Genomic DNA, 20,023 nt, shown 5'->3' on the forward strand with positions numbered 1-20,023 from the left:
GTGAATGACGCCCCAAGCCGAAAAATGCTTTAATGCCCAGCGTTTTTTCCCGCTATTTATCTGCTGCTCGGGTCGATCCATCGTTTGCCATGCATGCCCCGACGCCTAACTCATTCTTTTCTCTGGAAATCCAAAAGCCTTGATTCGTCTGCTGAAGTTTTTCGGGTACTCCATTGTCGCGATTGTCTGCGGGCTGCTGCTCGTACTCAGCGGTGCCTACCTCTACCTTAGTCCGGGTTTGCCTTCCGTAGAGGCACTCAGAAGTATCCAGTTGCAGATTCCTTTGCGGGTCTACAGCAGCGACGAAAAACTGATCGCGGAGTTCGGCGAGATGCGCCGCACACCGATCCGTTTCGCCGACATTCCACCCAATTTCATCAATGCCCTGCTGTCGGCAGAAGACGATAATTTCGCCAATCACTACGGCGTTGACCCCAGCAGTCTGGTGCGTGCGGCTACCCAGCTGGTAAAAAGCGGACACATTCAATCCGGTGGCAGCACCATCACCATGCAGGTGGCGAAGAACTTCTTCCTCACCAGCGAGCGCAGTTTTTCGCGCAAGGCCACTGAAATCCTGCTGGCCCTGCAGATCGAACGCCAGCTGACCAAGGACGAGATCCTCGAGCTGTACGTCAACAAGATCTACCTGGGCAACCGCGCCTACGGGATCGAGGCGGCGTCGCAGGTCTACTACGGCAAGTCGATTCGTGACGCCAGCCTGGCGCAAATGGCAATGATTGCCGGCCTGCCCAAGGCCCCTTCGCGCTTTAACCCGCTGGCCAACCCGGCGCGCAGCAAAGAGCGCCGCGACTGGATCCTCGGCCGCATGTACAAGCTGGGCAAGATCGACCAGGCCGCCTATGAAAGCGCCGTGGCCGAACCGCTGAATGCCAGCTACCACGTGCCGACGCCGGAGGTGAACGCACCGTACATCGCTGAAATGGCGCGCGCCGAGATGGTCGGCCGTTACGGCAGCGAGGCCTACACCGAAGGCTTCCGCGTGACCACGACCGTTCCCAGCAACTTGCAGGAAATTGCCAACAACGCGGTACGCGATGGCCTCGTCACCTATGACCAGCGCCACGGCTACCGGGGCCCCGAATCCCGCCTGCCAGGCAAGACTTTGAGCGCCTGGACCACTGAACTGGGCAAACAGCGCCCGATCAGCGGCCTGGAGCCCGCCATCGTCACCCAAGTGAAGAAAGATGGCGTGCAGGTGCTGACCCGCTCCGGCGAAGCGCATGTGGCGTGGGACAGCATGAAGTGGGCACGTCCCTTCCTGAACACCAACAGCATGGGCCCGATGCCCAAGCAGCCGTCGGACGTGGCACAGGTGGGTGATTTGATCCGCGTGCAACGCCAGAAAGACGACAGCCTGAAATTCAGCCAGGTCCCTGTGGCCCAAGGCGCGCTGGTGTCCCTGGACCCGCAGAACGGTGCGATCCGCGCCCTGGTCGGCGGTTTTGCCTTCGAGCAGAGCAACTACAACCGTGCCATCCAGGCCAAGCGCCAGCCGGGCTCGAGCTTCAAGCCGTTCGTCTACAGCGCCGCACTGGATAACGGCTACACCGCCGCCAGCCTGGTCAACGACGCCCCGATCGTGTTTGTCGACGAGTACCTGGACAAGGTCTGGCGCCCGAAGAACGACACCAACACCTTCCTCGGCCCGATCCGCATCCGCGAGGCGCTGTACAAGTCGCGTAACCTGGTGTCGATCCGCCTGCTGCAGGCGATGGGCGTGGGCAAAACTATCGACTACATGACGCGTTTTGGCTTCAACAAGTCGGACCTGCCGCCCAACCTGTCCCTGGCGCTGGGCACCGCGACTCTCACGCCGATGGAGATCGCCACGGGCTGGAGCACCTTTGCCAACGGCGGCTACAAGATCTCACCGTACCTGATCGACAAGATCGAAAGCCGCAATGGCGACACCCTGTTTACCGCCAACCCTCCGCGCGTGCCGGGTGACGTGGTCAACGGCGTGGCGGCGCCTGATGGCATCGCGGCGCCCAGCAACGGCGGCATCACCATCGAGCCGACACCGGGCGCAGCGCCAGCCACACCGAACACCTCCGCCGCAAACGAGCCACAAACGCCAGCAGTCGCTGAACGCGTAGTGGATGGCCGCACCACGTATATCCTCAACAGCATCCTGGAAGACGTGATCAAGAAAGGCACCGGCCGTCGCGCCCTGGCGCTGGGCCGTGCGGACATCGCCGGCAAGACCGGTACCACCAACGACTCCAAGGACGCCTGGTTCTCCGGCTACAACGCCGACTACGTGACCACCGTGTGGACCGGCTACGACCAGCCGGAAAGCCTGGGTCGCCGCGAGTTTGGTGGCACCGTCGCGCTGCCGATCTGGATGAGCTACATGGGCGCGGCCTTGAAAGACAAGCCGCTGCACACCCAGCCTGAGCCTGAAGGCATTCTCAGCCTGCGGATTGACCCGGTGAGTGGCCGTGCGGCTTCGCCAAGCACGCCGAACGCGTACTTCGAGCTGTTCAAGAGCGAAGACACGCCGCCGTCGGTCAACGAACTGGGCAATGGCGTTGCGCCGGGCAGCCCGCTGCCGGCGGATGAAGGGGCGCCGATCGATTTGTTCTGATCGCGACCTCAAGCCGATGAGATGCAACATGTGGGAGGGGGCTTGCCCCCGATAGCGAACTTTCAGCCAATGAATCCGCTGACTGATACACCGCAATCGGGGGCAAGCCCCCTCCCACATTTGGATGTCTAAACAGCTCCAGTTAAATCGCAGGTAATAAAAAGCCCCGACTCGCAAGAGCCGGGGCTTTTTGTTGGTGCGCTACAACGACTTAGCCGTTGAACACATCATCCACGCTTTGCAGCGGGTAGTGCTTCGGATACGGCAGGGTCGCCACACCGGTCTCGATCGCGGCTTTGGCCACGGCATCGGAGATCAGGGTGATCAGGCGCTTATCCATTGGTTTAGGAATGATGTACTCACGGCCGAACGCCAGTGGAGCACCACCGTACGCATCGCATACATCCTGAGGCACCGGCAGTTTGGCCAGTTCACGCAGGGCATTGGCCGCAGCCACTTTCATCTCTTCGTTGATGCGCTTGGCGCGAACGTCCAGGGCACCGCGGAAGATGAACGGGAAGCCCAGTACGTTGTTGACCTGGTTCGGGTAGTCCGAACGGCCGGTGGCCATGATCACGTCGTTACGGGTGGCGTGGGCCAGTTCCGGGGAGATTTCCGGATCAGGGTTGGAGCAGGCGAACACGATCGGGTTGGCCGCCATCGACTTGAGGCCTTCGGCGCTCAGCAGGTTCGGGCCAGACAGGCCAACGAACACGTCTGCACCGTCAAGGGCGTCAGCCAGGGTGCGCTTGTCGGTGGCGTGGGCAAACATCGCCTTGTACTGGTTCAGGTCGGTACGCTCGGACTGAACAACGCCCTTGCTGTCGACCATGAAGATGTTTTCCAGCTTGGCGCCCATGCTCACCAGCAATTTCATGCAGGAGATGGCTGCAGCGCCGGCACCCAGGCAGACGATTTGCGCGTCAGCCAGGGTTTTGCCGGCGATTTCCAGGGCGTTGATCATGCCGGCCGCGGTAACGATCGCAGTGCCGTGCTGGTCATCGTGGAATACCGGAATGTCGCACTGCTCGATCAGGGCCTTTTCGATCTCGAAGCACTCAGGTGCCTTGATGTCTTCCAGGTTGATGCCACCGAACGTGATGGAAATGCGCTTTACGGTGTCGATGAAAGCCTGCGGGCTTTCGGAATCGACTTCGATGTCGAAAACGTCGATGCCGGCAAAGCGCTTGAACAGCACGCCTTTACCTTCCATGACTGGCTTGGACGCCAATGGGCCAAGGTTGCCCAGGCCGAGAATCGCGGTGCCATCGGAAATCACTGCAACCAGGTTGCCTTTGCCGGTGTACTTGTACGCCAGTTCAGGGTCGCGGGCGATTTCACGTACGGGCTCGGCAACGCCAGGGCTGTAGGCCAGCGACAGGTCGCGGGCGGTGGCAGTGGCTTTGGTGAGCTCTACACTCAGCTTTCCTGGACGAGGATGGGCATGATATTCGAGAGCGGCAGTTTTCAAATCAGACATATCGGCATTCCGCTTTTACTGTTGGTCGACGGACCGCCGAGGATACGCGTGTCGCAAAGTCCCTACAAGACTGGGCAGTCACAGGTGTCAAGGGCCCTGCGCTACGACTTTTGGCCAAGAGCCACGGGATACAAGGGCTCAACTGTTCACAATCGCATTAAAAAATGTCTACAATTTTTTTATTAAAAATGATTTGAATCACGCGCGACCAAATTGCAGGCACAAAAAAGGCGTCCCAAAGGACGCCTTCTTCAACAGCTGACAAAAACCCGGAGGGCTTTTGAGCCTTACTCTGCTGGAGTAGCAGGCTTCTTGCCGAAAGCACCAAAGCGATCTGCGAAGCGCTGTACACGGCCGCCGGTGTCCAGAGTTTTCTGCTTACCGGTGTAGAACGGGTGGCACTCGTTGCATACGTCAGTACCCAGTGGCTTGCACAGGTTCGAACGTGTTTCGAACTTGTTGCCGCAGCTGCAGGTTACTTCGATGGTTTCGTACGCTGGATGGATATCGGCTTTCATGGTGACTTCCTCGGGCTAGCGTGCCGCCACTCGACACTATTGTCGAATACCGCACGTAATTAGGCCGCGGATTCTACCAGACCTTTTTAAACGCGCAAGCGGCGCTTCCGGCCGATTGCCCACATATAAGCCCCTTTCATCAGAAAAACCCCCGACACACCACGATCAATATGGGAGCCGGGTTGTGTTGTGGCGAGCAGGCTCGCCCTGCGCTGGGCTGCAAAGCAGCCCCAATAAAGCTAGTGCGATTTTGCAGTTGAAACTTGCTGCGGGCATCGGGGCCGCTGCGCGCCCCAGCGCAGGGCAAGCCTGCTCGCCACAAAAGGCCCAGCGCCCACAGAAGCGCTGCCTCGTGCAGTAGAGACAGGACACCTCTACCGCAGGTCTGCTAGGCTCCCGCCCCTGCGCCACCGCCTGCCTATATATGAGACTCCCCGCGTGCCCGACGCCATTTTGCGCCTAGCCCTGCCCTCGCCCCTGCGCCGTCTGTTCGACTACCGAGCCCCCGCCGGCGTGCTGCGGGCGCAGTTGCAGCCAGGCATGCGCGTGCGCGTGCCGTTCGGGCGCCGGGAAATGATCGGCATTCTGGTGGAAGTCGCCGACCACAGCGAAGTACCCGCAGAAAAGCTCAAGCCGGCCATCGCGATCCTCGACGCCACTGCGCCGCTGCCACCGGCCCTGTTCAAGCTGTGCCTGTGGACCGCCCAGTATTATCAGCACAGTTTGGGCGATACCTTGAGCTGGGCGCTGCCGGTGCTGCTGCGTCAGGGCGAGCTGGCCGAGGCACGCCAGGAGCGCTTCTGGTCGATGGTGCCCGGCGCGCGCCTCGATGACCCGCGCATCGCACGCGCGCCGCGCCAGCGTGAAGCCCTGGCCACGCTGGCGCAGCATCCCCACGGCGTGGCGCATCAGCTATTGAGCAAGCTGATGCTGAGCAAGGACAGCCTCGACCTGCTGCTGGCCAAGGGCTTGGTGCAGGTGGAAATCCGCAAGCACGCCCCCGACCCACGCCACGAACACTGGCTGGCCCAGCCCGAACTGCCGCTGAACACCGAGCAACGTGCTGCCTATGAAGCGATTCGCGCAGGCTTCGACAGCTTCCACGCGTTCCTGCTGGCGGGCGTGACGGGCAGCGGCAAGACCGAAGTCTATCTGCAGCTCATCCGCGAAACCCTGCAGGCCGGCAAGCAGGCGCTGGTGCTGATCCCCGAGATCAACCTGGGCCCGCAAACCCTGGCGCGTTTCGAGCAGCGCTTCAACGCGCGCATCGCCCTGGTGCATTCGGCGGTCAACGACCGCGAGCGCCTGGAGTCCTGGCTGGCCGCGCGGGACGGCGAAGCCGACATTATTATCGGCACCCGCTCGGCGTTGTTCACGCCGATGAAGAACCCCGGGCTGATCATCATCGACGAGGAGCACGACGGCTCCTATAAACAGCAGGAAGGCCTGCGCTACCACGCCCGCGACCTGGCGCTGGTGCGCGCACGCCAGGAAGACATCCCGATTGTGCTGGGCTCGGCCACGCCGTCCCTGGAAAGCCTGCACAACGCCTACACCGGCCGTTACGGGCTGCTGCGCCTGAATGAGCGTGCAGGCGGCGCCAAGCAACCGCGCTTCCTGCGCCTGGATGTAAAAAGCCGTCCACTGGACAGCGGCATTTCCGGGCCGATGCAGCAAGCCATTGGCCAGACCCTCGCCGCCGGCCAGCAAGTGCTGGTGTTTCTCAACCGCCGAGGGTTTGCGCCGACGTTGCTGTGCCATGACTGCGGCTGGATGTCCGAGTGCGAGCGCTGCGATGCGCGCATGACCGTGCACCAGCGCCACGGCGAGCTGCGCTGCCATCACTGCGGCCATGTGGAGCGGGTGCCGCGCCACTGCCCGCAGTGCGGCAAAGTGGATTTGCGCCCAGTGGGCGCGGGCACCGAGCGCGCCGAAGAGCGCCTGGGCATCCTGTTTCCGGACTACCCGGTGCTGCGGGTCGACCGCGACAGCACCTCGCGCAAAGACGCGATGAACCAGCTGTTCGCAACCATCCAGAAAGGCCAGCCGTGCATCCTGATCGGCACGCAGATGCTTGCCAAGGGGCACCACTTTCCACGGGTGACACTGGTGTCGATCCTGGATGCCGACGGCGGCCTATTCTCCGGTGATTTCCGCGCCAGCGAGCGCATGGCGCAGCTGATCGTGCAGGTCGCAGGCCGCGCCGGGCGCGCTGAAGAACCGGGCAAAGTGATTATCCAGACGCACCTGGCCGACCATCCGCTGCTGATCCAGCTGACAGAACAAGGCTACTTCGCCTTCGCCGAGCAGGCGCTGAGCGAACGTCGCTCCGCCGGCTTGCCGCCCTTCTCACACCTTGCACTGTTGCGGGCCGAAGCCCATAAACCGGGGCAGGCGGAAGGTTTTCTGGATGAGGCGTGCAGCGCCGCCGAACGTTTGCTCGGCGAACTGGGTCTGACCGGCATCGAATTGCTCGGCCCGGTGCCTGCGCCCATGGAGCGCCGCGCCGGGCGTTATCGCGCTCAGCTACTCTTGCAGGCAACGTCCCGCGCGCCCCTGCATCGACTATTAAGTAGCTGGTTGCTTGCTCTGGAGCAAATGCCCAGTGGCCGCCAGGTGCGATGGTCATTGGATGTGGACCCGGTAGATTTGTATTGATCACAGGCAAGCCAGCGCCCACATTTGAAATGTGAACACCTTTAAATGTGGGAGCGGGCTTGCCCGCGATGAGGCCCGCAGGTCCGCCATCTGGTCTGAACGGTTGGCAAGCCCGCCCTCGCCACGGATAATGCCCAGTTTTTCCACCTGCGCATCGCGCGCCGCCGCTTGCGGTCGAAAGAGAACACCATGAAAGACACCATTCGCCAGCTGATCCAACAAGCCCTCACCCAACTCGTCAACGAAGGTGTGTTGCCTGAAGGCCTGACGCCGGCGATCCAGGTGGAAAACACGCGCGACAAGACCCACGGTGACTTCGCCAGCAACATCGCGATGATGCTGTCCAAGCCTGCGGGCATGAAGCCGCGCGACCTGGCGGAAAAAATCATTGCCGCGCTGCCGGCTGACGACAGCGTCACCAAGGCCGAAATCGCCGGCCCAGGCTTCATCAACTTCTTCCAGAACACCCAGGCCCTGGCCTCGCGCCTGGACGCCGCCCTGGCCGACGCCAGGATCGGCGTGCGCAAGGCCGGCCCGCTGCAGCGCGTGGCTATCGACCTGTCGGCACCCAACCTGGCCAAAGAGATGCACGTCGGCCACTTGCGTTCGACCATCATCGGCGACGGCGTGGCGCGGGTGCTGGAGTTCCTCGGCGACACCGTGATCCGTCAAAACCACGTGGGCGACTGGGGCACCCAGTTCGGCATGCTGATGGCCTACCTGCAGGAAAACCCGATCACCAGCAACGAGCTGGCCGACCTGGAAAACTTCTACCGCGCCGCTAAAAAGCGTTTTGACGAATCCGAAGAATTCGCCGACCGCGCCCGTGGCCTGGTGGTCAAGCTGCAAGCCGGTGACGAGGAATGCCTGGCGTTGTGGGGCCGCTTCCGCGAGATCTCGCTTTCGCACTGCCAGGAAATCTACGAACTGCTCAACGTAAAACTGACCATGGCCGACGTGATGGGCGAAAGCGCCTACAACGACGACCTGATCAACGTGGTCAACGACCTCAAGGCCAAAGGCCTGCTGGTCGAGAGCAACGGCGCACAGTGCGTGTTCCTCGAAGAATTCAAGACCGCCGACGGCGAGCCGCTGCCGGTGATCATCGTCAAGGCCGATGGCGGCTACCTCTATGCCACCACCGACCTGGCGGCCGTGCGCTACCGCAGCGGCGTGCTCAAGGCCGACCGCGCGCTGTATTTCGTCGACCAGCGCCAGGCCCTGCACTTCCAGCAGGTGTTTGAAGTGGCACGCCGCGCAGGTTTCGTCACCCACCCGATGCACATGGAACACATGGGCTTCGGCACCATGAACGGCGCCGATGGCCGCCCGTTCAAGACCCGCGACGGCGGCACCGTGAAGCTGATCGACCTGCTGAACGAAGCCCAGGAACGTGCCTACAACCTGGTGAAGGAAAAGAACCCGGAACTGGCCGAAGCCGAGCTGCGCAACATCGCCCGCGTGGTGGGCATTGGCGCGGTGAAATACGCCGACCTGTCCAAGCACCGCACCAGCGACTACAGCTTCAACTTCGAACTGATGCTCAACTTTGAAGGCAACACCGCGCCGTACCTGCTGTACGCGTACACTCGCGTCGCCGGTGTGTTCCGCAAGCTGGGCAAGGACTTCAGCGAAGTTGAAGGCCAGATCGTGCTGGATGCCGCGCATGAACAGGAACTGGCGGCCAAACTGGCGCAATTCGGCGAAGTGCTGAACAGCGTCGGTGAGAAAGGCACGCCACATATCCTGTGCACCTATTTGTACGAAGTCGCCGGTCTGTTCTCCAGCTTCTACGAGAACTGCCCGATCCTCACCGCCGACGACGAAGCCCAAAAGCAAAGTCGCCTGCGCCTCGCCGCACTGGCTGGACGGACCCTCAAGCAAGGCCTGGAACTGTTAGGCCTGGAAACCCTGGAGCGTATGTAAGTTGGCTGCCAAGAAAAAACCTGCACCCAAGCGCGGCGCCAGCCGCTATCAAGCCCCGGCAAAGAAGCCTATTCCGGGCTGGTTGTGGATGGCCATCGGCCTGGCGGTCGGTGCGTTCGTCGTGATCCTGATGAAGCTGGAGCCGGGCAAGGGCGATGACGTCAAGCGCGTCAAGCAAGAGCAGCAGAAGGCCACGAAAATGGCTGAAGCCAACAAGACGGCGCCAAGCCCGACTGCACCGGTGAAGCCGAAATACGACTTCTACACGCTGCTGCCAGAATCGGAAGTGATTGTGCCGCCCGACGCCGTGCCGGAGAAAACCCTGCCGACGCCGCAAGTGCCGACCACGCCGGTGACGCCAGCGGAAGCGGCGAAAATCGACACCGCGCGGGCGCAAGCTGCGCTGGCCGGGATCACCCCGCCGCCGCCGCCGCCCGTGGCCACCACCAAGGCTGCGCCGGTGACCAAGTTCTTCCTGCAAGCGGGCTCGTTCCCGAAACAGGCGGACGCGGATCGCGTGCGTGCGCAGATCATCCTGCTGGGCCAGGCGGTGACGGTGGAGTCCGGCACGGTGAAGGATGCGACCTGGTATCGCGTGCTGGTGGGGCCGTTCAGCAACCGTGAACAGCTGACCGTGGCGCAGAAGCAACTGGCCGGCGCAGGGTTTAGCAACCTGTTGTTACAACAACGCCAGAGCCGCTGATTCAGAGTCAACGCGGATCAAAATGTGGGAGGGGGCTTGCCCCCGATAGCGGTAGATCAGTCACTATTTTTGGCGACTGATGCACCGCCATCGGGGGCAAGCCCCCTCCCACATTCGGTTTTGCGGTGTGCTTGAGAAGGTGTAAGACCTATAAACACCGCCCGTCCGCCATAACCCTCTACGGTTGAAATCCCTCCCGCCACCCCCATATGAGATTCCATCAGGGCATTTTCGCCCCGCTGCGTGGAGACTCTCCCCTTGACCACCATCGTTTCAGTACGTCGCCACGGCAAAGTCGTCATGGGCGGCGACGGCCAGGTTTCCCTTGGCAACACCGTGATGAAAGGCAACGCCAAAAAGGTGCGTCGTCTATACCACGGTCAGGTTCTCGCGGGCTTTGCCGGCGCTACCGCCGACGCCTTCACTCTCTTCGAGCGTTTCGAGGGCCAGCTGGAAAAACACCAGGGCCACCTCGTTCGCGCTGCTGTCGAACTCGCCAAAGAATGGCGTACCGACCGCTCCCTCAGCCGCCTGGAAGCCATGTTGGCCGTCGCCAACAAAGACGCGTCCTTGATCATCACCGGTAATGGCGATGTGGTTGAGCCTGAACATGGCCTGATCGCCATGGGTTCCGGCGGCGGTTATGCCCAAGCGGCGGCCAGCGCCTTGCTGAAGAAAACCGACCTGTCGGCCCGTGAAGTCGTCGAGACTGCCTTGGGCATTGCCGGCGACATCTGCGTGTTCACCAACCACAACTTCACCATTGAGGAGCAGGACCTCGCCGAGTAAGCCGTAGGCTTATTCCCGCTTGAGGCCGCCAAACACTATGTCCATGACTCCCCGCGAAATCGTCCATGAACTTAACCGCCATATCATCGGCCAGGACGATGCCAAGCGCGCCGTTGCCATTGCGCTGCGTAACCGCTGGCGCCGGATGCAATTGCCGGAAGAATTGCGCGTTGAAGTAACGCCGAAGAACATCCTGATGATCGGCCCGACCGGCGTCGGTAAAACCGAAATCGCCCGGCGCCTGGCCAAACTGGCCAACGCCCCGTTCATCAAGGTCGAAGCCACCAAGTTCACCGAAGTGGGCTATGTGGGCCGCGACGTCGAGTCGATCATCCGTGACCTGGCCGACGCCGCCTTGAAGCTGCTGCGCGAACAGGAAATGACCAAGGTCAGCCACCGCGCCGAAGACGCCGCCGAAGAACGTATCCTCGACGCCCTGCTGCCACCGGCACGCATGGGCTTTAACGAAGACGCCGCGCCGTCGTCCGATTCCAATACCCGTCAGCTGTTCCGCAAGCGCCTACGTGAAGGCCAGCTGGACGACAAGGAAATCGAGATCGAAGTCGCCGAAGTGTCTGGCGTGGATATTTCTGCACCGCCTGGCATGGAAGAAATGACCAGCCAGCTGCAGAACCTGTTCGCCAATATGGGCAAGGGCAAGAAGAAAAGCCGCAAGCTCAAGGTGAAAGAAGCGCTGAAACTGGTGCGCGACGAGGAAGCCGGTCGCCTGGTGAATGAGGAAGAACTCAAGGCCAAGGCGCTGGAAGCGGTCGAGCAGCACGGCATCGTGTTTATCGACGAGATCGACAAGGTGGCCAAGCGCGGTAACTCTGGTGGCGTCGACGTGTCCCGCGAGGGCGTACAGCGCGACCTGCTGCCGCTGATCGAAGGCTGCACCGTGAACACCAAGCTGGGTATGGTCAAGACCGACCACATCCTGTTTATCGCCTCCGGTGCATTCCACCTGAGCAAGCCAAGCGATCTGGTGCCGGAGCTGCAGGGCCGTCTGCCGATTCGTGTGGAACTCAAGGCGCTGACCCCCGGCGACTTCGAACGCATCCTCAGCGAGCCGCATGCCTCGCTTACCGAGCAGTACCGTGAGCTGCTGAAAACCGAAGGCTTGGCGATCGAGTTCCTGCCGGACGGGATCAAGCGCCTGGCAGAGATTGCCTGGCAGGTTAACGAGAAGACCGAGAACATCGGTGCGCGTCGTCTGCACACCTTGCTTGAGCGCCTGCTCGAGGAAGTGTCTTTCAGCGCTGGCGACATGGCCGGTGCGCAGAATGGCGAAGCGATCAAGATCGACGCCGACTACGTCAACAGCCACCTGGGCGAATTGGCGCAGAACGAAGATCTGTCTCGTTATATCCTGTAAGCCTTTTAGAAAAAGGCGTATGTAGGAGCCTGGCTTTTGTGGGAGCTGGCTTGCCTGCGATAGCATCACCTCAGTGTTTCTGAAACACCGAGGTGCCTGCATTGCGGGCAAGCCCGGCTCCCACAGAAGCCCTCCCACATTTTTGAGCCGGTTTCTTCAGGATTATTATCAATGTCGAAATTTCCTACTGCTGTAAACCTGCACAAAACCTCCAACACCCTCGGTCTCACCTACGGGCCCGACGAGGTCTACCAGCTCCCCGCCGAACTATTGCGCACCCACTCGCCTTCCGCCGAGGTCCAGGGCCACGGCAAACCCATCCTGCAATTCGGCAAGATCAACGTCAGGCTGATCAAGGTAGAACCGGCCGGTCAGTACGCACTGAAATTGACCTTCGACGACGGCCATGACAGCGGACTGTTCACCTGGGACTACCTCTACCAGTTGGCCGTACGCCAGGAAGCCCTGTGGGCCGACTATCTTGCTGAGCTCAAAGCAGCCGGTAAAACCCGCGACCCGAGCGAGTCGGTCGTGCGGCTGATGCTCTAACTCAGGCGTCTTGCTCTTTAGAGGGCATTTTCTAATTTCATCTGCTTGAATGCCCTGTCGCGTGGTCAACGATTGGCCCGCTTGCGAAAAAAATTAAACTCGGGTAACCAATGGAACTGGCAAGTTCCCTGCATTTGACGATGCGGTATCAACGGTCACCCGAGTCGCAGTACCAGGCTGGTGTCGTGTATCGAAATTGGGTGCGCAGCAATCGCCGGTACTCGTCTTTCGGACAATGGAGCGTCGTAGATGAGTAACAAGAATAACGATGACTTGAAACGCCAGGCCTCTGAAAACACCCTGGGGCTGAACCCGATCATCGCGTTACGAAAAAAGGACTTACTCGCTTCGGCGAAGATGGTGCTGACCCAAGCCATCAAGCAACCGTTACACAGCGTCAAACACGTCGCGCATTTCGGTGTTGAGTTGAAGAACGTGATGTTCGGCAAATCCGCGCTTGTGCCTGAAGGCGATGACCGTCGCTTCAGCGACCCGGCGTGGAGCCAGAACCCGCTCTACAAACGCTACCTGCAAACCTACCTGGCGTGGCGCAAGGAACTGCACGACTGGATCGGCGACAGCAACCTGTCGGATCAAGACATCAGCCGCGGCCACTTCGTGATCAACCTGATGACCGAAGCCATGGCCCCCACCAACAGCGCGGCCAACCCGGCGGCGGTCAAACGCTTCTTTGAAACCGGCGGCAAAAGCCTGCTCGATGGCTTGTCCCATCTGGCCAAGGACATGGTGCATAACGGCGGCATGCCGAGCCAGGTCAACATGGGTGCCTTCGAAGTGGGCAAGACCCTGGGCACCACCGAAGGCGCCGTGGTCTTTCGCAACGACGTGCTGGAGCTGATCCAGTACAAGCCGATCACCGAGCAGGTGCACGAGCGCCCACTGCTGGTGGTGCCGCCGCAGATCAACAAATTCTATGTATTCGACCTGAGCCCGGAGAAGAGCCTGGCGCGCTTCTGCCTGCGTAATGGCCAGCAGACGTTTATCGTCAGCTGGCGCAACCCGACCAAGGCCCAGCGCGAGTGGGGCCTGTCGACCTATATCGAGGCGCTCAAGGAAGCGGTCGATGTGGTCACGGCGATTACCGGCAGCAAAGACATCAACATGCTCGGCGCCTGCTCCGGCGGCATCACCTGCACCGCGCTGCTGGGCCACTACGCGGCGCTTGGGGAGAAGAAGGTCAACGCCCTGACCCTGTTGGTGAGCGTGCTCGACACCACCCTGGACACCCAGGTGGCGCTGTTCGTCGACGAACAGACCCTGGAGGCGGCCAAGCGCCACTCCTACCAGGCCGGCGTGCTGGAAGGCCGCGATATGGCCAAGGTGTTTGCCTGGATGCGCCCCAACGACCTGATCTGGAACTACTGGGTCAATAACTACCTGCTGGGCAACGAGCCGCCGGTGTTCGACATCCTCTTCTGGAACAACGACACCACGCGTTTGCCGGCCGCCTTCCATGGCGATTTGATTGAGCTGTTCAAGAACAACCCGCTGGTGCGTGCCAACGCCCTGGAAGTGTGCGGCACGCCGATCGACCTCAAGCAGGTTACCGCCGACATCTACTCCCTGGCCGGCACCAACGACCACATCACGCCGTGGCAATCCTGCTACAAGTCGGCGCAGTTGTTTGGCGGCAAGGTCGAGTTTGTGTTGTCCAGCAGTGGGCATATCCAGAGCATCCTCAACCCACCGGGCAACCCCAAGGCGCGCTACCAGACCAGCGATGGCCTGGCGGGCAAGGCGCTGGAATGGCAGGAAAATGCGACCAAACACACTGACTCGTGGTGGCTGCATTGGCAGGTGTGGCAGGCAGAGCGGGCGGGCAAGTTGAAGAAAGCTCCGACAATTTTGGGTAACAAAACCTATGCCGCAGCTGAGGCGGCGCCGGGTACATACGTTCACGAAAGGTAGGCTGGAATGGGATCAAATGTGGGAGCTGGCTTGCCTGCGATGGCATCCACTCGGTAGGCCTGATACACCGCAGCGCCTGCATCGCAGGCAAGCCAGCTCCCACATTGACCATGTTCCCGCAGGGAAATAGCGCCATTTTGCAGGGTAAGCCCATGCCGCAACCGTTCATCTTCCGTACCATCGACCTGGATGGCCAAGCCATCCGCACGGCGGTACGCCCGGGCAAGCCTCACTTGACGCCGTTGCTGATTTTCAACGGCATCGGCGCCAACCTTGAGCTGGTGTTTCCGCTCGTCCAGGCGCTGGACCCGGACCTGGAAGTGATCGCCTTCGATGTGCCCGGCGTCGGTGGTTCCTCGACGCCGAGTCGGCCCTATCGCTTTCCTGGCCTGGCCAAACTCACCGCGCGCATGCTCGATTACCTCGACTACGGCCAAGTGAATGCCGTGGGTGTGTCCTGGGGCGGCGCGCTCGCGCAGCAGTTCGCCTATGACTACCCGGAGCGCTGCAAAAAACTCATCCTCGCCGCCACCGCCGCCGGTGCATTTATGGTGCCGGGCAAGCCCAAGGTGCTGTGGCTGATGGCAAGCCCACGGCGCTATATCCAACCGTCCCACGTGGTGCGCATCGCGCCGATGATTTATGGCGGCTCGTTCCGGCGTGACGCGAAACTGGCCGCCGAGCACGCCAGCAAAGTGCGCTCGGCCGGCAAGCTCGGCTATTACTGGCAGCTGTTCGCCGGGCTGGGCTGGACCAGCATTCACTGGCTGCACAAGATCCGCCAACCCACGCTGGTGCTGGCGGGCGACGACGACCCGCTGATTCCGCTGATCAATATGCGCATGCTGGCCTGGCGGATTCCCAACGCGCAGTTGCACATCATCGATGACGGTCACCTGTTCCTGATCACCCGGGCCGAAGCCGTGGCGCCGATCATCATGAAGTTTCTCGAAGAGGAGCGCCTGCGGGCCGTGATTCACCCGCGACCGGCCGTGTAAGGACCGCACCGCCGCGCAACTTGCCGAGAACCGACTATGGTTCTGAATTGGCGTGCCCGTTGTTGCCTTGACGAAGGAGTGTTGGCTCATGCGAGAAAGACCCGTGACGAACCCGGCGCCCACCCCTGCCGTGTTCATCAACGCGCAAAATGCAATCACCGGCCTGCGCGGTCGGGATTTGCTGGCGACCCTGCGCAGCGTCGCCGCCCACGGCTTGCGCAACCCGGTGCACACCGCGCGCCACGCCCTGGCGCTGAGTGGTCAGCTGGGCCGCGTGCTGCTGGGCGAAACCGTGCATGAGCCCAACCCCAACGACGCGCGCTTCATTGACCCGACCTGGAAGCTCAACCCGTTGTACCGCCGCAGCCTGCAAGCCTATTTGAGCTGGCAGAAACAAACCCGCCACTGGATCGACGACAGCACCCTCAACCCTGACGATCGCGCCCGCGCGCACTTTGCGTTCTCGCTGCTCAACGATGCGGTGTCGCCCTCCAACACCTTGCTCAACCCATTGGCCGTCAAGGAACTGCTCAACTCCGGCGGCAACAGCGTGGTGCGCGGCGTGAGCAACCTGGTTGATGATTTGCTGCACAACAACGGCCTGCCCCGCCAGGTCAGCAAGCATGCGTTCGAAGTCGGCAAGACCGTGGCGACCACACCCGGCTCGGTGGTGTTTCGCAACGAGCTGCTGGAGCTGATCCAGTACAAACCCATGAGCGAAAAACAGTACGCCAAGCCGCTGCTGATCGTGCCGCCGCAAATCAACAAGTACTACATTTTTGACCTCAGCCCAGCCAACAGCTTTGTGCAGTACGCACTGAAAAACGGCCTGCAGACGTTTATGGTCAGCTGGCGCAACCCGGATGTGCGTCACCGTGAATGGGGCCTGTCCACCTACGTCGCCGCGCTGGAGGAAGCGCTGAACGTGTGCCGCGCGATTACCGGGGCCCGCGAAGTCAACCTGATGGGCGCCTGCGCGGGTGGCCTGACCATCGCCGCACTGCAAGGCCATCTGCAAGCCAAGCGCCAGTTGCGACGCATCTCCAGCGCCAGCTACCTGGTGAGCCTGCTGGACAGCCAGATCGACAGCCCCGCCACTCTGTTCGCCGATGAGCAGACCCTGGAAGCCGCCAAGCGCCGTTCCTACCAGCAAGGCGTGCTCGACGGCCGGGACATGGCCAAGGTGTTTGCCTGGATGCGCCCCAACGACCTGATCTGGAACTACTGGATCAACAATTACCTGCTGGGCAAGGAGCCGCCGGCGTTCGACATCCTGTACTGGAACAACGACAACACGCGCCTGCCTGCCGCGCTGCATGGCGACTTGCTGGACTTCTTCAAGCACAACCCTTTGAGCCATCCCGGTGGCCTGGAGGTGTGCGGCACGCCTATCGACTTGCAGAAGGTCACGGTGGACAGCTTCAGCGTGGCGGGCATCAACGACCACATCACGCCGTGGGATGCGGTGTATCGCTCCACGCAATTGCTGGGCGGTGAGCGGCGCTTCGTGCTGTCCAACAGCGGGCATGTGCAGAGCATCCTCAACCCGCCGGGCAACCCCAAGGCCAATTACGTCGAAAACCTCAAGCTGAGCAGCGACCCGCGAGCCTGGTACTACGACGCCCACCACGTCGAAGGCAGCTGGTGGCCGCAGTGGCTGGAGTGGATTCAACAACGCTCCGGCGTGCAGCGCGAAACCCTCACCGCCCTGGGCAACCAGAATTACCCACCGATGGAAGCGGCGCCGGGCACTTACGTGCATGTGCGCTGAGCTCAACGATCACATTAAGAAGACTGGATGAAGACCCGCGACCGTATCCTTGAATGTGCCTTGCAGTTGTTCAACCACAAGGGCGAACCGAACGTGTCGACCATGGAGGTAGCCAATGAAATGGGGATCAGCCCCGGCAACCTCTACTACCACTTCCATGGCAAGGAGCCGTTGGTGCTCGGGTTGTTCGAGCGCTTTCAGAATGAACTGGCGCCGCTGCTTGACCCGCCGGCGGACGCGCAGCTCAGCGCCGAGGATTACTGGCTGTTCCTGCACCTGATCGTCGAGCGCATGGCCCATTACCGGTTCCTGTTTCAGGACCTGTCAAACCTCGCGGGGCGCCTGCCAAAGCTGGCCAAGGGCATTCGCACCTTGCTCACGGCGCTCAAGCGCACGCTGGCGTCGCTGCTTGCGCGCTTGAAGGCGGCGGGGCAGTTGGTCAGTGATACCCAGGCACTGGGGCAATTGGTAGAGCAGATCACCCTGACGCTGCTGTTTTCGCTGGACTACCAGCGCATCCTCGACCGAGAAGGCGAAGTGCGCGTGGTGGTGTACCAGATCATGATGCTGGTGGCGCCGCATCTGTTGCTGCCGGCGCGACAGGCGACCGAGAAGTTTGCCCTGAAATATCTGGATGATCTGGATTGAAAATGTGGGAGCGGGCTTGCCCGCGATAGCGGTGAGTCAGTTAGCACCTATGTCATCGGCAGACCGCAATCGCGGGCAAGCCCGCTCCCACATTGGAACTATGTGGGTCATAAGATGGCCAATAAAAAACGCCCGACCTTCACAGGCCGGGCGTTTTTTGTGCCCTGAAAAAATCAGGACTGACTGGATGGCGTCGGGGTTGCCGGCGATGCAGTCGGGGCAGTAGCAGCGTGCGTCGATGCGGACACCGAGTTGGCTGTCGAAGCGGTCGGCGCCGGCGTTGCAGGCTTGGCCGCAACCGCTGGTTTTGCCGCTGCTGGCTTTTTCGCTACAGCAGGCTTCTTGGCGGCGGCTGGTTTTGCCGCTGGCTTGGCCGCCACAGCTTTGGCAGCCGGTTTTGCCGCGGCTGGCTTGGCTGCAGATTTCGCGGCAGGCTTGGCAGCGGGTTTTGCAGCAGCCGTTTTAGCCGCAGGTTTAGCCGCTGGCTTGGCAGTTGCTTTAGCCGCCACTGGCTTAGCAGCAGACTTGGCGGCTGGTTTGGCAGCGGCTGTTTTAGCGGCAGGCTTGGCAGCCGGTTTAGCCGCGGCTTTGGCTGGAGCCTTGGCCGCAGGTTTGGCAGCGGGTTTAGCCGCCGCTTTAACCAGAGGCTTGGTTGCAGCTTTCGCAGCAGGTTTAGCCGCAGCCGTTTTAGCGGCAGGCTTGGCAGCTGGTTTGGCCGCTGGTTTGGCCGCTGCGGCTTTAGCCGGGGCCACTTTTGCGCCCGTGAGCTTTTCGATTTGACGGGTCAGCGTATCGACTTTGCCGTGCAGCGTCTTCAGCTCAGCTTTGCTCGGCACGCCCAGTCGCGAAATGGCACTGTTAAGGCGCTTGTCGAAAGTTTCTTCCAACTTGCCCCACGTGTCAGAAATGCTCGACTTGGCAGAACCCGCACTCGCCTTTGCCGCTTCTACTTTCTTACCGACTGTAGTCTTGGTCAACTTCTCGGCCTTTTCGCCGTCCTTGACCAAAGTCTCGAAGTACTTACCGCCGTCACTGCTAACCTTCGAGTACACGCCTAAACCAGCAAGCCAGATCTTACGGGAATATTTTTCAACTTCCCCGATCCACGAGCTGCCTTCTTTCTGAGTAGTCTTTTTAACAGCCATCCCGATGTCTCCTTAGTGTTTACGCGCGACACGTTCTAGCAATGCCGTCAGCTCTTCGAGCTTAGCAGAGAGTGTCTCAACGTCATGTTTAGACGCAATGCCGATCCGATTCAAGGCACTTGCAACACGCGTGTCAAAAGCTTTTTCAACTTTATCCAGTTGAACTTCAACCAAACCTTTGACGCTTGAGACATTACTCTTTACTTGATCAATCTGACTGTTGGCAGCATCAAGTTGTTCAACGACAACTTTTTTGCCTTTACTTTCAACATGTTGACCAGTCTTAACTAGCTCTTTGAAATAGTCGCTGCCTTCATTGCCGACCTTGGCGTAGGCACCAAGACCTGCCAGCCAGATCTTGCGGGCGTAGCTTTTAACGTCACTCAGGGCGGTGGTCTGAATGTCGATTTTTTTCTTCAAAATAACTTTGGCCATGGTGCACCTCACGCAAATCAGGGTCGAGGAACGGCCCACAGGAGTTGAGGGCTTGGGCACAAAGTAGGGTGAAAAATTAGAATCGGCACCCTAAGCGCACTCGAATCAGGCCAACGCCTTATCCACGGCTTTCTCGATTTCGGATTTGATAGTGCCACTCATGGCCGACATCAACAGGCCGAGTTCCACATCAATGCGCAGCGAATCATCCGCTACAAGTACCGTGCCTTTCACCCCGGACCGTTTGAGCATCAGGGTGTCGCCGGACCACGTGGGCTCAAGGCCATATTGCTCTTTGAGTTTGTGCGCCAACTTCTCGGCCTTCGCCCGCGCGCCTTCTTTACCCAGGGAATGTGCGCGCTCTACGGTAATACGGGCCATTGCAATGACTCCTCTTTATAACGACTCAGAACACCTGCCATGCGGCAAAAGGTCTCGGTGACCGTCTATCTTACCTTCAGCCTTGCCAAGACAAAGCAAGCCTTGGGGAT

16 protein-coding genes are annotated in these 20,023 nt (G+C 60.7%); 11 read left to right on the plus strand and 5 right to left on the minus strand.

Features of this window, described 5'->3' with window-relative positions; all coding sequences use genetic code 11:
• The first annotated feature begins 142 nt into the window (after positions 1 to 142).
• The gene (locus tag NTD89_RS12575; protein WP_410017212.1) at positions 143 to 2,608 is read left to right on the plus strand and encodes a penicillin-binding protein 1A; all 2,466 of its coding nucleotides are present in this window, start codon (positions 143 to 145) and stop codon (positions 2,606 to 2,608) included.
• A gap of 211 nt (positions 2,609 to 2,819) precedes the next feature.
• On the opposite strand, the gene NTD89_RS12580 is transcribed toward NTD89_RS12575, so the two are convergent.
• A complete protein-coding gene (locus NTD89_RS12580; protein WP_056860619.1) occupies positions 2,820 to 4,088 on the minus strand; it encodes a malic enzyme-like NAD(P)-binding protein in 1,269 nt (422 codons plus the stop codon).
• Between the two features lie 287 nt (positions 4,089 to 4,375).
• Positions 4,376 to 4,606, minus strand: a complete 231-nt coding sequence (gene rpmE, locus NTD89_RS12585) for a 50S ribosomal protein L31 (RefSeq protein WP_049710411.1) — start codon at positions 4,604 to 4,606, stop codon at positions 4,376 to 4,378.
• A gap of 438 nt (positions 4,607 to 5,044) precedes the next feature.
• Here rpmE and NTD89_RS12590 point away from each other — a divergent pair, with 438 nt between their 5' ends.
• The 10 genes from NTD89_RS12590 (at position 5,045) to NTD89_RS12635 (ending at position 17,952) form a co-directional block, all read left to right on the plus strand.
• The gene (locus tag NTD89_RS12590; protein WP_106577524.1) at positions 5,045 to 7,264 is read left to right on the plus strand and encodes a primosomal protein N'; all 2,220 of its coding nucleotides are present in this window, start codon (positions 5,045 to 5,047) and stop codon (positions 7,262 to 7,264) included.
• 189 nt (positions 7,265 to 7,453) lie between these two features.
• On the plus strand, positions 7,454 to 9,190 hold the full coding sequence (argS, locus tag NTD89_RS12595) for an arginine--tRNA ligase (protein ID WP_242198799.1): 1,737 nt from the start codon (positions 7,454 to 7,456) through the stop codon (positions 9,188 to 9,190).
• Position 9,191: 1 nt separating this feature from the next.
• Entirely contained in the window at positions 9,192 to 9,893 is a 702-nt protein-coding gene (locus tag NTD89_RS12600) for an SPOR domain-containing protein (RefSeq protein WP_053253947.1), read from the plus strand.
• A 258-nt stretch (positions 9,894 to 10,151) separates the two neighbouring features.
• Complete coding sequence (hslV, locus tag NTD89_RS12605) at positions 10,152 to 10,682, plus strand: ATP-dependent protease subunit HslV (protein WP_003237338.1); 531 nt, start codon at positions 10,152 to 10,154, stop codon at positions 10,680 to 10,682.
• A 37-nt stretch (positions 10,683 to 10,719) separates the two neighbouring features.
• The gene (hslU, locus tag NTD89_RS12610; RefSeq protein ID WP_076018085.1) at positions 10,720 to 12,057 is read left to right on the plus strand and encodes an ATP-dependent protease ATPase subunit HslU; all 1,338 of its coding nucleotides are present in this window, start codon (positions 10,720 to 10,722) and stop codon (positions 12,055 to 12,057) included.
• Between the two features lie 171 nt (positions 12,058 to 12,228).
• Entirely contained in the window at positions 12,229 to 12,606 is a 378-nt protein-coding gene (locus NTD89_RS12615) for a gamma-butyrobetaine hydroxylase-like domain-containing protein (RefSeq protein WP_145159973.1), read from the plus strand.
• Positions 12,607 to 12,855: 249 nt separating this feature from the next.
• Positions 12,856 to 14,535, plus strand: a complete 1,680-nt coding sequence (phaC, locus tag NTD89_RS12620) for a class II poly(R)-hydroxyalkanoic acid synthase (protein ID WP_145159971.1) — start codon at positions 12,856 to 12,858, stop codon at positions 14,533 to 14,535.
• 152 nt (positions 14,536 to 14,687) lie between these two features.
• Positions 14,688 to 15,533, plus strand: coding sequence for a poly(3-hydroxyalkanoate) depolymerase (phaZ, locus tag NTD89_RS12625; protein WP_262207981.1), 846 nt, complete (start codon positions 14,688 to 14,690; stop codon positions 15,531 to 15,533).
• A gap of 88 nt (positions 15,534 to 15,621) precedes the next feature.
• The gene (gene phaC, locus NTD89_RS12630) at positions 15,622 to 17,304 is read left to right on the plus strand and encodes a class II poly(R)-hydroxyalkanoic acid synthase (protein WP_262207982.1); all 1,683 of its coding nucleotides are present in this window, start codon (positions 15,622 to 15,624) and stop codon (positions 17,302 to 17,304) included.
• Positions 17,305 to 17,331: 27 nt separating this feature from the next.
• Positions 17,332 to 17,952 carry a TetR/AcrR family transcriptional regulator gene (locus NTD89_RS12635; RefSeq protein ID WP_145159967.1) on the plus strand — a complete coding sequence of 207 codons (621 nt, stop codon included), beginning with the start codon at positions 17,332 to 17,334 and terminating at the stop codon, positions 17,950 to 17,952.
• A 173-nt stretch (positions 17,953 to 18,125) separates the two neighbouring features.
• Here the strand turns inward: NTD89_RS12635 and NTD89_RS12640 are convergent, their stop codons facing one another.
• The 3 genes from NTD89_RS12640 to NTD89_RS12650 all read right to left on the minus strand — a co-directional run bounded on the left by NTD89_RS12640 (position 18,126) and on the right by NTD89_RS12650 (position 19,913).
• Positions 18,126 to 19,097, minus strand: a complete 972-nt coding sequence (locus tag NTD89_RS12640; protein WP_262207983.1) for a phasin family protein — start codon at positions 19,095 to 19,097, stop codon at positions 18,126 to 18,128.
• Between the two features lie 12 nt (positions 19,098 to 19,109).
• Entirely contained in the window at positions 19,110 to 19,532 is a 423-nt protein-coding gene (locus tag NTD89_RS12645) for a phasin family protein (protein WP_242198790.1), read from the minus strand.
• 105 nt (positions 19,533 to 19,637) lie between these two features.
• Positions 19,638 to 19,913: a polyhydroxyalkanoic acid system family protein gene (locus NTD89_RS12650; protein ID WP_106577514.1), complete on the minus strand. Its 276-nt coding sequence runs from the start codon at positions 19,911 to 19,913 to the stop codon at positions 19,638 to 19,640.
• Positions 19,914 to 20,023 lie beyond the last annotated feature (110 nt).

This window comes from Pseudomonas sp. 14P_5.3_Bac1 (assembly GCF_025466135.1).
Classification (GTDB): domain Bacteria; phylum Pseudomonadota; class Gammaproteobacteria; order Pseudomonadales; family Pseudomonadaceae; genus Aquipseudomonas.

Coding starts and splice junctions, on each gene's coding strand:
- NTD89_RS12580 (WP_056860619.1), bottom strand. CDS start 4,088: ATGTCTGATTTGAAAACTGCCGCTCTCGAATATCATGCCCATCCTCGT.
- rpmE (WP_049710411.1), bottom strand. CDS start 4,606: ATGAAAGCCGATATCCATCCAGCGTACGAAACCATCGAAGTAACCTGC.
- argS (WP_242198799.1), top strand. CDS start 7,454: ATGAAAGACACCATTCGCCAGCTGATCCAACAAGCCCTCACCCAACTC.
- hslU (WP_076018085.1), top strand. CDS start 10,720: ATGTCCATGACTCCCCGCGAAATCGTCCATGAACTTAACCGCCATATC.
- NTD89_RS12615 (WP_145159973.1), top strand. CDS start 12,229: ATGTCGAAATTTCCTACTGCTGTAAACCTGCACAAAACCTCCAACACC.
- phaC (WP_145159971.1), top strand. CDS start 12,856: ATGAGTAACAAGAATAACGATGACTTGAAACGCCAGGCCTCTGAAAAC.
- phaZ (WP_262207981.1), top strand. CDS start 14,688: ATGCCGCAACCGTTCATCTTCCGTACCATCGACCTGGATGGCCAAGCC.
- phaC (WP_262207982.1), top strand. CDS start 15,622: ATGCGAGAAAGACCCGTGACGAACCCGGCGCCCACCCCTGCCGTGTTC.
- NTD89_RS12635 (WP_145159967.1), top strand. CDS start 17,332: ATGAAGACCCGCGACCGTATCCTTGAATGTGCCTTGCAGTTGTTCAAC.
- NTD89_RS12640 (WP_262207983.1), bottom strand. CDS start 19,097: ATGGCTGTTAAAAAGACTACTCAGAAAGAAGGCAGCTCGTGGATCGGG.
- NTD89_RS12645 (WP_242198790.1), bottom strand. CDS start 19,532: ATGGCCAAAGTTATTTTGAAGAAAAAAATCGACATTCAGACCACCGCC.
- NTD89_RS12650 (WP_106577514.1), bottom strand. CDS start 19,913: ATGGCCCGTATTACCGTAGAGCGCGCACATTCCCTGGGTAAAGAAGGC.